Annotated in this window: 11 protein-coding genes; 5 read left to right on the top strand and 6 right to left on the bottom strand. The window is 73.0% G+C overall.

Annotated features, from left to right (window positions below; all coding sequences use genetic code 11):
* Positions 1-646 precede the first annotated feature (646 nt).
* From IE274_RS02145 to IE274_RS02130, 4 genes are all read left to right on the top strand, one after another.
* Positions 647-2,113 (top strand): LAETG motif-containing sortase-dependent surface protein, encoded by a 1,467-nt coding sequence (locus IE274_RS02145; RefSeq protein ID WP_190113786.1) that lies wholly within the window; start codon positions 647-649, stop codon positions 2,111-2,113.
* 167 nt (positions 2,114-2,280) lie between these two features.
* Entirely contained in the window at positions 2,281-3,945 is a 1,665-nt protein-coding gene (ettA, locus tag IE274_RS02140; protein ID WP_190113785.1) for an energy-dependent translational throttle protein EttA, read from the top strand.
* 1 nt (position 3,946) lies between these two features.
* A complete protein-coding gene (locus tag IE274_RS02135) occupies positions 3,947-4,420 on the top strand; it encodes an acyl-CoA thioesterase (protein WP_190113784.1) in 474 nt (157 codons plus the stop codon).
* Positions 4,417-5,103, top strand: a complete 687-nt coding sequence (locus IE274_RS02130) for a DUF8185 domain-containing protein (protein ID WP_190113783.1) — start codon at positions 4,417-4,419, stop codon at positions 5,101-5,103. The genes IE274_RS02135 and IE274_RS02130 overlap by 4 nt, the downstream gene beginning before the upstream one ends.
* A gap of 91 nt (positions 5,104-5,194) precedes the next feature.
* Here the strand turns inward: IE274_RS02130 and IE274_RS02125 are convergent, their stop codons facing one another.
* Positions 5,195-5,599, bottom strand: coding sequence for a globin (locus IE274_RS02125; RefSeq protein WP_190113782.1), 405 nt, complete (start codon positions 5,597-5,599; stop codon positions 5,195-5,197).
* A gap of 85 nt (positions 5,600-5,684) precedes the next feature.
* Here IE274_RS02125 and IE274_RS02120 point away from each other — a divergent pair, with 85 nt between their 5' ends.
* Complete coding sequence (locus tag IE274_RS02120) at positions 5,685-6,683, top strand: methyltransferase domain-containing protein (protein WP_190113781.1); 999 nt, start codon at positions 5,685-5,687, stop codon at positions 6,681-6,683.
* Between the two features lie 66 nt (positions 6,684-6,749).
* Here the strand turns inward: IE274_RS02120 and IE274_RS02115 are convergent, their stop codons facing one another.
* From IE274_RS02115 to IE274_RS02095, 5 genes are all read right to left on the bottom strand, one after another.
* Entirely contained in the window at positions 6,750-8,921 is a 2,172-nt protein-coding gene (locus IE274_RS02115) for an FHA domain-containing protein (RefSeq protein WP_190114094.1), read from the bottom strand.
* A 128-nt stretch (positions 8,922-9,049) separates the two neighbouring features.
* A complete protein-coding gene (locus tag IE274_RS02110; protein WP_190113780.1) occupies positions 9,050-10,393 on the bottom strand; it encodes a vWA domain-containing protein in 1,344 nt (447 codons plus the stop codon).
* 186 nt (positions 10,394-10,579) lie between these two features.
* Entirely contained in the window at positions 10,580-12,100 is a 1,521-nt protein-coding gene (locus IE274_RS02105) for a PP2C family protein-serine/threonine phosphatase (protein ID WP_190113779.1), read from the bottom strand.
* Between the two features lie 2 nt (positions 12,101-12,102).
* Positions 12,103-14,766, bottom strand: coding sequence for a serine/threonine-protein kinase (locus IE274_RS02100; RefSeq protein WP_190113778.1), 2,664 nt, complete (start codon positions 14,764-14,766; stop codon positions 12,103-12,105).
* Complete coding sequence (locus IE274_RS02095) at positions 14,763-16,082, bottom strand: coiled-coil domain-containing protein (protein WP_190113777.1); 1,320 nt, start codon at positions 16,080-16,082, stop codon at positions 14,763-14,765. The genes IE274_RS02100 and IE274_RS02095 overlap by 4 nt, the downstream gene beginning before the upstream one ends.
* Between the last annotated feature and the right edge of the window lie 26 nt (positions 16,083-16,108).

Here is a 16,108-nt window from a genome sequence, read left to right as displayed (position 1 = left end):
GCCCGGGACCGGGCCCACGCCCAGTCCCAGCAGGAGGCGCGGACGCTGATGGGGTCGGGGGCGGAGACACGGGCCAAGTCGGAGGCCGAGCCGCACGACGAGCTGCAAGTCGGGTCGGCAGTCGGGTCGGAAACCGCGCCGGAAGCCGCTTCGGCGGTCGTCCCGGACATCGCCTCGGCGGTCCTGCCGGAAGTCGTCTCGGAAGGCGTCCCGGACGTCGAGTTGGAGCGGGACCCGGCCCCCGTCGGGTGACCCCGCTGCGCGGCCGGACACCGTCCGAGCCGCTAACCGGAACCATGGATTTGTCGATATGCCCAGCTCAGAAGGGGCGTTGTCGATAACAATTCCGATTCGGATCGGTTGTCTGACGGCGCTACTGGGAACGGCGATGCGTCGCTTCCTTAGGATGCCGGGCGTGGCTCTGTGGGGCGGTTGAGGCCCGAACGGAGCGGTCGGCAGGTGAGTCTGCTCGGTTGAATCTGCTGGCGGGGCCAGTCCCCCCATGTGAATTGGGTCCCGCTCGGAGGGGATTTCTGTGTTTTCTGCGTTGTCAGGGTGTCGGGCGCTCAAGGCGTTCGCGATATCGCCCCTGCGTGGCCGAGGTGCCGCCCGGCTCGCCGCCGCGACGGTGGCCTCCGGCCTTGTCATGGCCGGCGTGACGGTCACCGCGGCCGAGGCCGCGGCGGTGGACGCCCCGGAGTACCGGGGCGGGGCGAGCGCGACCCTCAGCGGCCTGCAGACGTACGGCCAGGCGGTCGTCCGTGAGAACGGCGAGAGCCACAGAATCCCCGCGGGCCTGTTCGAGATGTCCGTGGACAACGGCGGCACGCTGCAGACGTACTGCATCGACCTCCACAACCCCACGCAGAAGGACGCGAAGTACCAGGAGACTCCCTGGAGCGGCACGTCCCTGAACGGCAACCCGCACGCGGGCAAGATCCGCTGGATCCTGCAGCACTCCTATCCCCGGGTGAACAACCTCGCCCAGCTCGCGCGGCGGTCGGGCGCGGGCTCGCTCACCGAGAAGTCGGCCGCGGCCGGCACCCAGGTGGCGATCTGGCGGTTCTCGGAAATCCCGAGCAAGCCGCATACGTCGAGCAGCGCGAACAAGTCGAGCAAGCCGAGCGAGTCGAGCAAGGCGGGCAAGTCCGGTGAGCCCCGTGCGGCGAGTGAATCGGTGAAGCCGCGCAGGACGAAGGTGGCAGCCGTCGACCCGCGGGCCGAGAAGCTCGCGGACTATCTGGAGCGCAGCGCGCGCAACAGCCCCGAGCCGAAGGCGTCACTGACGCTGGAGCCGTCGGCCGTCGCAGGCGGCGCCGGGAAGCGCCTGGGCCCGGTGACCGTGCGGACCGACGCGGAGAGCGTGACCGTCACGCCGCCCGCGGACTCGGCGAGCGGGGTGAAGGTCGTCGGCAAGAACGGCAAGCAGGTCAAGACGGCGCGTGACGGCAGCCGACTGTTCTTCGACGTGCCGAAGGGCACGCCGGACGGCGCGGCCTCGCTGGAGGTGCAGGCGGCGACGACCGTGCCGGTCGGGCGGGCCTTCACCTCCGAGACCCGCAGCCAGACGCAGATACTCGCGGGCTCCAGCGAGTCCACGGTGTCCGCCGCGGCGACGGCGCAGTGGGCGAAGAAGGGCGCGATACCCGCGCTGTCGGCGGAGAAGAACTGCGCCAAGAGCGGCGTGGACATCACCGCGAGCAACAAGGGGGACGCGGCGTTCACCTTCAGCCTGATGCGGTTCAAGCACACCATCAAGGCCGGTGAGCGACGGACAGTGACGATACCGCTGCAGGAGGACCAGCCCTACGACTTCACGATCATGGGCCCTGGCGGGTTCGAGAAGCGGTTCAAGGGAGTGCTCGACTGCCGGACCGAGGGCAACGCGGTCGCGGTCGACGGCAAGGCGCAGCCCGCGTCGAACCCGAGCCCGGCGTCGGCGGGCGGTACGAGCGGCGGCGGTGACCTCGCGGAGACCGGCGGGTCGAACGCGACGCCGCTGATAGCCGGCATCGCGGTGGTGCTTGTCGTGGTCGGCGGTGGCGCGGTGTTCTTCCTGCGCAGGAAGAAGGACCCGGCGGGGTCCGCGGAGGCTGCGTCGCCCGAGGAGTGAGCGGCGCCGGCGGCGAGCGGCAACTACGTTGGGTGGATGATCAACTACGCAGGTGGGCACGGAAGGGCCAGGTCACGCGGTCCTCGTGATACTGGTTTCTTGCGGGGGGTGGCTGTACGGCAAGATGGGGTGTATCTGCCCACACACTGATTGCCGGACGGTTTCTCTTGGCTGAGTACATCTACACCATGCGCAAGACGCGCAAGGCGCACGGCGACAAGGTGATTCTTGATGACGTCACCCTGAGCTTTCTGCCCGGCGCGAAGATCGGTGTCGTGGGTCCCAACGGCGCCGGTAAGTCCACGGTGCTGAAGATCATGGCGGGGCTCGAGCAGCCGTCCAACGGTGACGCGTTCCTGTCGCCCGGCTTCAGCGTCGGCATCCTCATGCAGGAGCCGGAGCTCGACGAGTCGAAGACGGTCCTGGAGAACGTGCAGGACGGGGCCGCCGAGATCATGGGCAAGCTCAAGCGCTTCAACGAGGTCGCCGAGCTCATGGCGACCGACTACTCGGACGCGCTCATGGAGGAGATGGGCAAGCTCCAGGAGGACCTGGACCACGCCAACGCGTGGGACCTCGATGCCCAGCTCGAGCAGGCCATGGACGCGCTCGGCTGCCCGCCCGGCGACTGGCCCGTGGTGAACCTCTCCGGTGGCGAGAAGCGTCGTGTCGCGCTCTGCAAGCTCCTCATCGAGGCGCCCGACCTGCTCCTCCTCGACGAGCCCACCAACCACCTCGATGCCGAGTCGGTGAACTGGCTGGAGCAGCACCTCTCCAAGTACGCCGGCGCTGTCGTCGCGGTCACCCACGACCGGTACTTCCTGGACAACGTCGCCGAGTGGATCCTCGAACTCGACCGCGGCCGCGCACACCCCTACGAGGGCAACTACTCCACGTACCTGGACAAGAAGGCCACGCGCCTCAAGGTCGAGGGCCGCAAGGACGAGAAGCGAGCCAAGCGGCTCAAGGAAGAACTCGAGTGGGTGCGGTCCAACGCCAAGGGGCGTCAGGCCAAGTCCAAGGCGCGCCTCGCCCGTTACGAGGAGATGGCCGCCGAGGCGGACAAGATGCGGAAGCTGGACTTCGAGGAGATCCAGATTCCGCCGGGTCCGCGGCTCGGCTCGGTCGTCGTCGAGGTCGAGAACCTTTCCAAGGCCTTCGGCGACAAGGTTCTGGTCGACGACCTGAGCTTCACGCTGCCGCGCAACGGCATCGTCGGCATCATCGGTCCGAACGGCGCGGGCAAGACCACGCTGTTCAAGATGATCCAGGGCTTGGAGACGCCGGACTCCGGCAAGATCAAGATCGGCGACACGGTCAAGATCTCCTACGTCGACCAGAGCCGCGCCAACATCGACCCGAAGAAGACGCTGTGGGCCGTGGTGAGCGACGAGCTCGACTACATCAACGTCGGTCAGGTCGAGATGCCCTCGCGCGCGTATGTCAGCGCCTTCGGGTTCAAGGGGCCGGACCAGCAGAAGCCTGCCGGGGTGCTCTCCGGTGGTGAGCGCAACCGCCTCAACCTCGCGCTGACGCTCAAGGAGGGCGGCAACCTGCTGCTCCTCGACGAGCCGACGAACGACCTGGACGTCGAGACCCTGTCCTCCCTGGAGAACGCGCTCCTGGAGTTCCCGGGTGCCGCTGTCGTGATCTCCCACGACCGGTGGTTCCTCGACCGGGTCGCCACGCACATCCTGGCGTACGAGGGCGACTCCAAGTGGTACTGGTTCGAGGGCAACTTCGAGTCGTACGAGAAGAACAAGGTCGAGCGGCTCGGCCCGGACGCGGCGCGTCCGCACCGCGCCACGTACAAGAAGCTCACGCGAGGCTGACATGGCGCGCCACATCTACAGCTGCCCGTTGCGGTGGTCGGACATGGATGCCTTCGGGCACGTCAACAACGCCGTCTTCCTGCGGTACTTGGAAGAGGCGCGGATCGACTTCATGTTCCGGCTCTCGTCCGACGACGGCGGGCCGTCGTTCTCGGGCGGCTCCGTGGTGGCGCGCCACGAGATCGACTATCTGCGGCCGTTGGTGCACCGGCACGAGCCGGTCACCATCGAGTCGTGGGTGACGAAGATCGGGGCCGCGTCGCTGACGATCTCGTACGAGATAAAGGAGCCCGAGGCGGGCGGGCAGGTGTACGTGCGGGCGTCGACGATCGTCGTGCCGTTCGACCTGAGCGCGCAGCGGCCGCGGCGGATCACCGCCGAGGAGCGGGCCGTGCTCGAGGAGTACCGCCCCGAGGACACCGCGGGCGCGGCCGGTGGCCGGCGCGCGGGCGGTGCGGGGGCGCTTGTCGCATGACCGTGCGACTGGACTTCGTCGACGCCGGGGAGGCGGTGGATCTCACCGCCTTCCTGGCACGGCTCGTCCACTACGACAAGGCGGCCGCGGTGCGGTTGCAGGCCGCGGGGGACACCCTGGCGGTGTTCGGGCGGCCGCCGTCGTTCGAGGTGCTCGCCGTGCGTACGGCGCGCCTCGCCAAGCCGTACGAGTACGGGCTCGACACCTCGCTCGATGTAACCGTCTCCGCCGGGGAGTTCCTGGAGGCCGTGGCCGAGGCGGGTGAGGCCGAGGAGACCGCGGGTACGGCTGTGGTGCCGGAGGCGGTCACCGGGCCGCCGTGGGCCGGAGTGCTGCCGCCCCGCGCGGGGTGGCGGCAGGTGCACGGGCTGCCTTCGGCGGGGGAGGTGCGGGAGCTCGTGCGGGACGCCGTCGCCGAATTCCGGGGGCGGGTGGAGGAGTTGGCGCCCGAGCGGCGGGTTCGGGCCGAACTGGATCTGGTGGGGCGGGAGATCTGGTCCCGGGAGATTCCTGGGACCCAGTTGCCCGTGCGGGCCGCGCACGCGGCGCACGCGCTGGGTTTTTTGCGGGGCGACGCCTTGGACTTGCTGTCGGCCGGGCCCTGGCTGCGGCTGCGGACGCCCTTCGGCTCCATCGCGCTGCGCCGGACCGGCGTCGGGGCGCTCACCGTCACGCCGACCTGACACTGACCGTCGACGTGCGCACAGCGGCGGCGGCACGGTGATCGGGGCCGCGCCTGCCCACAGCAGGTGGGGCTGCTGTGGGGCGCTTCGGTCAGCCGGGGGTGTTGACCATGGAAGCTGCCGCGTAGGTCAGGTAGTTCCACAGGGTGCGGTCGTGTTCCTCGGAGAGGTTGAGGGCGTCGACGGCGGCCCGCATGTGCTTGAGCCAGGCGTCGTGGGCCTCCTTGTTGACCGTGAAGGGGGCGTGGCGCATGCGCAGGCGGGGGTGGCCGCGGTTGTCGCTGTAGGTGCGGGGGCCGCCCCAGTACTGCATCAGGAACAGGACGAGGCGTTCCTCGGCCGGGCCCAGGTCCTCCTCCGGGTACATCGGCCGGAGCAGCGGGTCCTCGGCCACACCCTGGTAGAAGTGGTGCACCAGGCGCCTGAAGGTCTCCTCGCCGCCGACCTGTTCGTAGAAGGTCTGCTCCTGAAGCGTGCCGCGCGGGATCTCGTTCACTCCTCCATGGTCTCAGACGCGACGGCCGAGGACGGAAGGCTTAGGACCACTCGCATCGAGCGGCCCGGGGCAGCACAGTGGTGGTATGGGTGCGCAAGCTCCACTTGCCGACGAACCCGGTGGGCCCGACCCCGTGCAGGCGGCCGAGGCCCGGGCCGGGCTGGTGCGGGAGATCGAGGCCGGCGGGGTCTGGGACGACGATCCTGCCTGGCGGGAGGCGTTCCAGGCGGTGCCGCGGCACCTGTTCGTGCCGTACTACTACGTGAGCACGAGCGGCGGGTACGAGCGGCTGTGGGGCGAGGACCCCGACCCGGTGCGGCGGGGGCGGTGGCTGCGCGGGGCGTACGCGGACGCGCCGCTGGCCACCCGGGTACGGGACGGTGAGCTGGTCTCGTCCAGCAGCCAGCCCTCGCTGATGGCGAAGATGCTCATCGAGCTGGACGTCGGGGACGGGGCGCGGCACGACGTCCTGGAGATCGGGGCCGGTACGGGCTACAACGCGGCGCTGCTCGCGCACCGGCTCGGGGACGAGCACGTCACCACCGTCGACCTCGACCCGGAGATCACCGAGTCCGCGCGCCGGCATCTGACGGCCGCCGGGTACCGGCCGGTCGTCGCGACCGGCGACGGCGCCGCGGGCTGTCCGCGGCGGGCGCCCTTCGACCGGATCATCGCCACCTGCACGCTCAGTTCGGTGCCGCGGGCCTGGCTCGCGCAGTGCCGCCCCGGCGCGCGGGTGCTCGCGCCGCTGGCGACCGGCCTGATCGCGCTGCGGGTCGCGGACGCCGAGCACGCGGAGGGGCGGTTCCTGCACACCCCCGCGTACTTCGTGCCGTTGCGCGGCGGCAGCGCGGCGCCGCGGACCGAGCAGCACATCGGCGGGCTGCCGCGCCGGGCGCTGCAGAGCGAGCTGTTCCGGTTCCTGCTCGAACTCACCGCGGGGAGCCTCGACCCGCACGAGGCGCTGGCGCTGTGGCAGCGGGAGCGGCGGCCGGTGCGGGAACGGTTCGGGGTCACGGTCAGCGGGCCGTACGCGTGGGCGTGGCTGGACGACCCGGAAGGGCCGTACGCCTGGCCGCTGTGAAGCGGTGGCCAGGCGTACGGCCCTTCGGTGGTGCGGGTGGCCCGGGGGCCTCGGTGCCGGCCGGGGTCAGTCCCGGCGGACGGTGATCGTCGTCCAGGCGCCGACGTGCACCCGGTCGCCGTCCTGCAGCGGGATCGGGACGAAGGGCTGGATGGGCTCCTCGCCGCCGTTGACCGTGGTGCCGTTGGTCGAGTTCTGGTCGACGACCGCCCAGCCGCCGTCCGGTTGCTGGACCAGGACCGCGTGCTGGTGCGATACGCCCGGGTCCTCCGGCGGCACCGACAGGTCGATGTCGGGGGTGTCGCCGGTGGAGTGGCGGCGGCGGCCGATCGTGATCTGGTTGCCGATCAGCGGACGCTGCTGCTCCGGGGAGTACGCGGGCAGGTTCAGGCCCGTGGCCTCGGGGCCGCTGCGCTGCATCATCGCCATGAAGTAGTCACGGTCGGGGCCGATGGTCGCGGTCCAGGTGCCGGGGCCCGCCTGCTGGGGCGGAGCGCCCTGGCCGGGGTAGCCCTGCGGGGGCTGCTGGGCCGGGGCGCCGGGTCCGCCCGGGCCGCCGGGGTGACCCTGGCCGGGTGCTCCGGAGGCGGGCGGGGAGAGGACCCAGTCGTCTCCGCCGGGGCCGAAGGACTGCGCGCCGGGTCCACCGGGGCCCGCGCCAGGTCCGCCGGGGCCACCAGGTCCACCGGGGCCGCCGTGGCCGGGCGGGGGCGGCGGGCCCTGCGGGGCGCCGGTCTCCTGCGGGAACGCGGGCGGTGCGGGCGGACCCTGCTGCTGGAACGCCTGCGGGGCGCCGGGCTGGTTCTGCCCGGGCGCGCTGCCGGGGCCGCCAGGGCCGCCAGGACCACCGGGTCCGCCGCCGCCGGGGCCGCCGTTGCCCGTGCCGAACGGCGGGATCGGCTCGGCGGGACGGTTCATCTGCGAGGGCCGGGAGCCCTGGTAGCCGAACGGGTCCTGGCCGGGGCCGGGGGACTGCTGGCCGGTCGGGGAGGTGGTGCCGGGTGCGCCGGGGCCGCCAGGGCCACCGGGCGCGCCAGGTCCGCCCGGGGCGCCGGGTCCGCCCGGGCCGCCAGGACCGTCGAACGCGCCGGGGCCACCAGGTCCACCGGGGCCACCAGGTCCACCGGGGCCGCCCGGAGCGCCGGGGCCCGGCGGGGGCGGGGGAGGGCCTTGCTGGAACTGCTGCGAGGGGTTGGGGGCGCCAGGCCCGCCGGGTCCGCCCGGTCCACCGGGACCGTCGAAGCCACCGGGCCCGCCGGGTCCGTCGAACCCACCGGGACCACCGGGACCACCGGGTCCGCCGGGACGAGGACCGCCGGGTCCGTCGAAGCCACCGGGACCACCGGGACGAGGCCCACCGGGACCGTCGAACCCACCGGGCTGACCGGGACCACCGGGCTGCCCAGGGCCGCCGGGCCCGCCGTGCGCGCCGGGACCAGGACCGCCGGGACCGTCGAACCCACCGGGCTGACCGGGACCACCGGGCTGCCCAGGACCGCCGGGCTGCCCGGGACCACCAGGCTGACCAGGACCCTGCGGCGGATACCCGTACCCACCAGGACCGGACCCACCGGGACCAGGACCAGGACCACCAGCACCCGGACCACCGGGACCGGGACCACCGGGACCGGGACCACCGGGCTGCCCCGGACCACCAGGCTGACCAGGACCCTGCGGCGGATACCCGTACCCATCGGGACCACCGGCACCCGGACCACCAGGACCGGGACCACGCCCACCAAACCCAGGACCACCGGGACCACCGGGACCGCCCGGGCCGGGACCACCGGGACCACCCGGACCGTGCCCACCAGGCCCAGTCATCCCCGGACCACCAGGCCCACCAGGACCCCCGGGCCCACCACCGGGCAACGGCGGATTAGGCGCGGCAGGCGTGTACGACGTGGCCGTACCGGTGAGGAAGTTCCACCGGCACTCCTCGCAGAACGGCGCGTTGGCCTCGCGGGGCGTGCGGCACTGCGGGCAGAGCTCGGGCTCGGGCCCGAGGTCCGGCACCGCGGAGAGATGCGAGCGGCCGGGCTGGCCGGGGCCACCGGGCCCACCGGGACCGCCGGGGCCACCAGGCCCACCGGGCTGGCCGGGCCCCGGCGGGTAGCCGTAACCGGCGGCCGGGGGCGGTGGTGGAGGCGGCGGTGGTACGGCACCGGCCATGCGGTGACCGCAGACCTCGCACCAGTCGTCGGAACCCGACTGGTGTCCGTTCGGGCAGGTCGGCATGTCGGCGCTTCCCCCTCTCCTTCTCCGGCCCGTGGGCCGCGTGCGCTGGCGTTCTTCGGGTACTGACAGGGCGTACGCGATGCGTACCGGGCGTGCGGGACGCCGCGAGGCGCCCTGCTGCTTCCTCGCTACTTCTTCACGCGGACCGTTTTCGTCGAGCGCGTCTCGAGTGTCATCTCGTCGGCCTCGGCGACCCGCGCCTTCAATCGAACAGTACCTGTCGCGGCGTCGACCACGTCCACCACCTTGGAAAGGAGCTTGGCGGTGTCCGCGTTGCCGGAGGCGCTCGCAAGTTGAACTGCCCGGCCCAGTTTGGCCGTTGCGCCGTCGTAATCGCCCGATTTGCGAGCGTCGAGGCCCTGCTGGATGACCTGGGCCAGTTCCGCCTGGCCGGTGTAGTGCGCGACCTGCGGATTGATGGAGGTGGAGGCCGCCATGTCGTCCGTCCAGACGGCCCGGACCAGGCCCTGGGACAGGGTCTGCACGGTGCCGTCGGCGGCCGGTACGACGAGCGAGACACGGGCCGCGAGCATCTCCTGGCCGAGATCGGCGCCGGGGACGCGGACACAGACGTGGTAGTCGCGGGACTCGTCGCCCCAGGAGCCGGTCGGATAGTCACCCGCACGGGGACCCGCCTCGGTGCGTCGGTCGGTCAACTCCTCGACCGTGGGTGCCACTTGCTTCACGAACATGATCTCCACGCCCATGGGCGTCCACAGCCGCAGGCTGACGTCGGCGACCTCCTTGCCCATGGCCGACTCCATCATCTGCGTGAAGTCGGCGGCGAGGCCCGCGGGGTCGGCGACGATGTCGGCGGTGCCGAGCAGCGCCGAGGCGATGCCTGTGACCTCTTTCACTTCCCAGTCGGTGCCGACGCCGCGCGCGTCACACGTGAACCGGCCCGCGCAGGCGTCGAGGGAGGCGCGCAGGTCCTCGGGTGACTCGTGTTCGTTGCGGCCGTCGGTGAGCAGGATGCCGTGCCTGATGGACACGTCGGCGGAGGCGAGGAGCCGGTCGGCCAGGCGCAGCCAGGTGCCGATGGCGGTGCCGCCGCCCGCGCTGAGCTTGCGCAGCGCCTCCTTGGCCTGGGTGCGGGTCTGGGGTCCGGCGACGGCGAGGCGGCCGCCGCCGGGGTAGACCTCGGTGGCGACGTGGGTGCCGCCGATGACGGCGAAGTGGACGCCGTCGCGCACGGCGTCGATGGCGGCGGCGGTGGCGTCACGGGCGCCGCGCATCTTCGTCGGCGGGTAGTCCATGGAGCCCGAGCAGTCGACCATGATCGCGACCGCGGCGTCGGGGCCCTCCCCCACCGCGTACAGATGGGGCGCGCCGACCGCGGAGCCGACGGTTCCGCCGCCCGTCGAGGTGACCGTGGCGATCGCGTTGACCTCGCGGCCGCCCTCGGGCAGGTACTCGTTCTGGTAGACGTCGACCGTGAACTGCGGCACGTTCGACTTGGAGAAATTGGCCATGGATGGTGCTCCCCCCTAGGACTTCATTCCACAGAAGCTCGGATCTGGTGCTCGCCTTGGTGCCCGCCGCGGTGCCCGCGCGTGCGGGTGGTGCCGGTGACGCACGTGGTGCGGCGGCAGGTCGGCCGACCGGCGGGCCGGTCGGTCCTCCCGGCCGTCGGCCGCGCGGCGCGGTCCCCGTCCGCGCTAGGCCGATCCTGCCCCTTGCGGCGCCGCGGGGAACGGCAGGACCGCCACTGTTACGTTGTCGTGGCCCCCGCCGTCGAGCGCGTGGCCGACGAGGACCTGGGCGCTGTGCAGCGGCCGCAGGGCGGCGTCGACGGGGATGGCGCGGGCCATGTCCTCGGCCGCCTCCGCGTAGTTCCACAGGCCGTCCGTGCACACCACCACTACACCCGGGCGGTCCGGCTTGAAGGAAGCGGTGTGCGGCTCCAGTTCGTACGCGTCCGCGCCGAGCCAGCCCGTGATGGCGTGCGCCCGTTCGTCCGCGTACGCCTCGGCCTCGCTCATCAGGCCCGCGGCGACCATCTGGGCGGCCCAGGAGTCGTCCTCGGTGAGGCGGGCGGCGGGGCCGGAGCGGTCGACCGGAACCCAGTAGACGCGGCTGTCGCCGACCCAGCCGATGACGAGCAGGCCGCCCGCGACGACGGCGCCGACGAGGGTGCAGGCGGGCGCGTTCTGGTGCGGGCTGTGCTCGCGGGCTCCGGTGGGCTCGTCGGCGAGCGCGTTCACGGCCTCGGCGGCGGCGACGATCGCCTCGTGCATGGCCTGCTGCGGGTGGGTGCCGCGCGGCAGGGCGGCGCGCAGGACCGTGTCGGCGGCGCGGGACGCGGCCATGGAGGCCTCGTCGGGCCGGGTCGCCGAGGAGACGCCGTCGCAGACGACGGCGATGACGGCGGGCGAGCCGTCGGGCAGCGTGGCCGCGGAGATCGCGAACGCGTCCTCGTTGCGGTGGTGGCGCAGGCCCCGGTCGCTGACGGCGGCGACCGCGTCCAGCTCCAGTTCCATGTGGTCGCGCTCGCGCGGCTGGGCGTGCCCGCAGTTCTCGCAGTAGCCGTCGGGGGCGACGTGGCCGGAGCGGCAGGCGACGCAGAGTTTCGTTCCTGCGGGCGGGGTGGGGGCGAGGGCCGGGGACGCCGACTGCTCGGGGGTGGGTGCGCCGGCGCGTGGGTCGGGGGCGGGCAGGGGGTAGTCGTCCGGCTCGGCTGCGGGGGCGGCCGCGTGGCCGGTCGTACTAGGCTCCGCGCTGCCCGGAGCGGCCGGAGCGGCCGGTCGGCCAGGAGCACGCGCCTCGCCCCCCGGGGCGGCCGCGGGTCCGGGCGTCCCCGCCCCGGCGCCCGGTGCGCCCACGCCGCCGGAATCCCCGAGTTCGCCGCCCGAGGAGTCGGTGCCGGGCAGGTCGGAGGACCGGTGGGTGGGGGCCGGGGTGTCGGAGCTGTCGACCTCGGGGGCGACGGGCCACCGGGCGGAGCCGGGGCCGAAGCCGGGATCGGCACCGGAACCCGGGCCGGAGGCAGCCGCAGCCGCGGGCGCCGAGCCCGGCATCGGCGGCAGGCCGTTGATCGCGAGCGTGGGCCGGTCGTCCGGCGGCGCCGGAACAGCCGAGAGGTCGTAGCCGCACGCGCCGCAGAACAAGTCGCCCGTCTCCAGGGGCTCCTCGCAGCTCGGACACGTGGACAATGCCGCCGGTTGGTGCATCTGCGCCATTTTCACACCCACGTCCGGGGGCGGAAACGGTTGGCCCGCTCCACCAGTTCGATCCTTTCCTCGCCACCCTGTGCGAGCCGGGCCAGGGTCCGGTACGAACGCTCCAGACCGAACCGGAGGCCGCGCTCGTCCAGCTCGCTGCCGAGCAGTACGGCTCCCGTACGCCCGTCGCCCGCGGCCGCCGGGGGCCCGGAGGGGCCGGTGGCGTGGCCGGAGTGGCTACCGGAGAGTACCCAGTCGAGCGCCGTGCCGAGGACTTCCGTCGACAGGCGCTCTCTGCGCACCGCGTCGAGGCCGAAGCCCGCGAGCGCCTCGACCTGCCCGGCGGCGGCCGTCAGGTCGTCCAGGAAGCGGGCTCCTGGCCCGGCCGTCGTGTCGAAGGTCATACGCCGCCGCAGCCGCGCCCGCACCGCGGCGACACGCGCCGCCGTGTAGTGGATCGACGACTCCGGCACGGACTCCAGCGTACGCACCGCCCCGCTCCGGTCGCCCGCGGCGAGCTGCACCCGGGCGAGCCCGAACGCGGCGCTGACGTAGCTCGGGTCGGTCGCCCACACCAGGCGGTAGTACTCGGCGGCGTTGTCGAGCTGGCCGAGTACCTCCGCGCAGACGCCGAGGGCGAGCTTGGGCGCGGGCTCGCCCGGGAACGCGTCGTACACCGCGTCGAAGGAGAGCGCCGCGATCTCGTGGTCGCCGCTGGTGAGCGAGGCGACCCCGCGGTACCAGATCACCCGCCAGTCGTCGGGGTGGTCGATCTCCAGGGACTCCAGCGTCTTGCCCGCCCCGGCGGGGTCGCCCATGGTGAGCAGGGCGCGCAGCTCGCGCAGGCGCAGCTCGGTGGAGGTCGCGGGCGCGGCCCCGAGGGCGGCGATCAGCTCGCTGCCCGCCGAGTCCACGAGCCCGGCGAGGAAACCGGCGTTGGCGTCACCGGGGTCGACCCGGGGCACCGGCAGGGCGAGCGACGTCACCGGGGCGTCCAGCGCGCGCACCATCGACACGGGCTCCGCGCCCTCCCCGGGGCCGGTCCCGCCGGGCTGCGCACCGGCACCGCTCCCGGAGCCCTCCGTGAATGCCTCAAGTCCCAGCACGCTGGCGGCCCCGGCGCCCAGCACCCCGCCGCCCCCGGTACCGGCAGCAGCCTTGACCACCGGCCCCCGCGCCCCCAGCACGGACACCTCCCCGGCCAGCTCCGCGAACAACTCCGTGTCCGTGACCTTCACTTCAGGGCCGAACAGCGTCGAGAGCGCGGGCCGGGGCCGCCCGCTCTGCACCGCCACGACCTCCCGCAGGACGCCGGTGAGCTGCTCGGCCATCTCCTGCGCGGAGCCGAACCGCCGCGCCGGGTCGGGGTCGGTGGCGCGCACGAGCAGCCGGTAGAACGACTCGTACGTCCGGAAGACCTCGATGTTGTCCGGGTCGGGCAGCGAGTCCACGAAGACGTTCGTGTAGCCCTGGAAGTCGAAGGTGAGCACGGCGAGGGTGCGCGCGACCGTGTACAGGTCGGAGGCCACCGACGGGCCGACCTCCGCGACCTCCGGGGCCTGGTAGCCCACGGTGCCGTAGATCGCCGACTCGTCGTCGTCCATGCGGCGGACCGCGCCCATGTCGATGAGCTTGAGCTGGTCCTCGGTCTGGATGGCGTTGTCGACCTTGAAGTCGCAGTACAGCAGGTTGCGGCTGTGCAGATGGCCGAGGGCCTCCAGGGCCTCGATGCCGTACGCGCAGGCCTGTTCCACGGGCAGCGGATCGCGCTTGCCGGTGGGCGTGCGGCGGCCGTTGGCGATCTCCTTGAGGGACTTGCCGCCGACGTACTCCATGACGATGTAGCCGTCCATGGAGCCGGTGCGCTGGTCCAGGTGCTCGACGAAGTTGTAGATCCGCACGATGTTGGCGTGCTCGATCTCGGCGAGGAAGCGGCGCTCGGAGATCGCCGCGGCCATCGCGTCCTGGTCGCCGGTGTCGAGCAGGCCCTTGAGGACCACCCAGCGGTCCGACACCGCGCGGTCCACGGCGAGATACACCCAGCCGAGCCCGCCGTGCGCGAGACAGCCCACGACCTCGTACTGGCCGTGCACGATGTCGCCCGTGGTCAACTTCGGCACGAACGAGTACGGGTGGCCGCACTTGGTGCAGAAGCCCTCCGTGCGGCCCGAGCGCTCACCGCGGGCGCGGCCCACCGGAGCGCCGCAGTCGGAGCGCGAGCAGAATCGCTTCCGCTCGGGCACCTCGGGGTTCTGCTGCACCGCGCCCCGCGGGTCCGGGCGCGGCACCTGCGGCACCGAGACCAGGCCGACGCCCAGCCTGCTGCGGGCGGACGACGCCGCCGACGACCCGGAGCTGCGCACCGACACCGACCGCGTCGACGTACTGCCCGACGTGGAGCGCGAGAGGCGCCCCGACACCGAGCGGCGCGACGAGGACGACCGGGAGGAGCGCGTGCTGCCGCGGGTGCCGTGGGTGCCGATGCTCGACGAGGCCCGCGAGCCCCGGGCGCTGCGCCCGCCGACCGTGATGCCCGTCGCCGGGGAGCCCACCATGCCGCTCGCCGACACGACCGGGGCGAGTCCGCACGTGTCGCAGTACAGCTCGCCGCCGCCCACGTCCTCGTACGAACCCGTGCACTTGGGCCGCTGACACGGCTGCTGTCCGCCGTTCTCCTCGCTCATGCTTCCCCCCTCCGGTCGGTGGGCCCGCCCGGTTGCGGGACCCTGGGCGCCAGCGCGTCGGCCGCCGCCTGTTGATAGCGCAGCACGGCCTGCTCGGCCACGCGCAGGTCGCAGGGCGCGCTCCAGAGCATGCGGCGCGCCGCGTCGTACCGCTCGATGAGGACCGGGTCCTCCGCGAGGCCGTGCCGGGCGACCTTCGCCTTGTACGCGTCGAGGCGGCCGCGCAGCTCCGCGCGGACCGCGAGCGGCGCGGTGACCGCCGTCAACGACTCGCGGGCGCGCAGCAGTTCGTCCTCGGCCTTCTCCTCCAGGGACTCCAGGAGCGGCGACAGGCGGTGCCACTGGGCGTGCCTGCGGTAGTCCGCGGCCATCGCGAGCTGTTCCTGGAGCGCGGTCGGCGGCCCGGAGACGGCGGGCACCTCGGAGGCGGCGATCTTCGCGAGCACCTCCCCGCGCGCGGAGCGGGCTTCGGCGAGGGTGCGGTCCGCGCGGGACAGCACGTCGCGCAGCCTGCCCAGGCGCGCCTCGGCGTCCTGGCGGACCGTGAGCACGGCGTCGATCTCGCGGCGCACGTCCTCCAGGGCGCGGGCCGCGTGGTCGTAGCGGTCGGTGTGCGGGCGGCCGCCGCCGGGTGCCGAACTGCCGCGCGTGGGCTGCCAGAACGCGAGCGGGTCGGACACCACCTGCTCGCGCAGTGCCGTCAGCTCCCGCGTGATGCGCTCCAGGTCGTCGCCCGAGGGGTGCTCGCCGGGGCGCACGCCGACGGAGTGCGCGAGCTGGCGGGTGCGCTGGAGTTCGGCGGCGAGCAGGTCGATGCGGGCGGGCAGCGCGGACCAGACGGCGTCGGCGGCGACGACCATGTCCAGGGAGTGCGCGTACAGCTCGTTCATCCGCGCGACCAGCTCTTCGAGCGTGAACTGTTCGGTGAGCTTCGCGGGCCCCGTGATCGACGGCGCGGCGCCGGACGACGAGCCGCCCGCGACGGTGACGCCCCGGCCGCGCAGCAGCCGGGTCAGTTCGAGCAGGTCGTCGCGGTTGGGCCAGCGCCTGCGCTCACGCACGTCGCGGGCGGTGTTCAGGGCGCCCGCGTACGCGTCGAAGTACGTCCAGAGCAGCGTGATCTGGGCTTCTGTGCCGAGCCAGCGTTCGTACGTGGTGCCGGTGAGCCGGGCGCCTTCGAGGAGGCGGCGGCCCGCGTGGTCCTGGAGGGCGAGGAGCGACGTCTCGATCGCCTCGTGCTCGGCGTCGAGCCGCACCAGCGCACGGTCCACCTCGTCCCGGTCCATGACAGGGCCGGGGGGTCCCGCGACGCTCATCGATCACCTCTCCGCTCTGCGTTGCT

Origin of the sequence: Streptomyces flavofungini (genome assembly GCF_014650815.1) — a bacterium.
Taxonomy (GTDB): domain Bacteria; phylum Actinomycetota; class Actinomycetes; order Streptomycetales; family Streptomycetaceae; genus Streptomyces; species Streptomyces flavofungini.
This window is presented reverse-complemented; position numbering and strand designations above follow the sequence as displayed.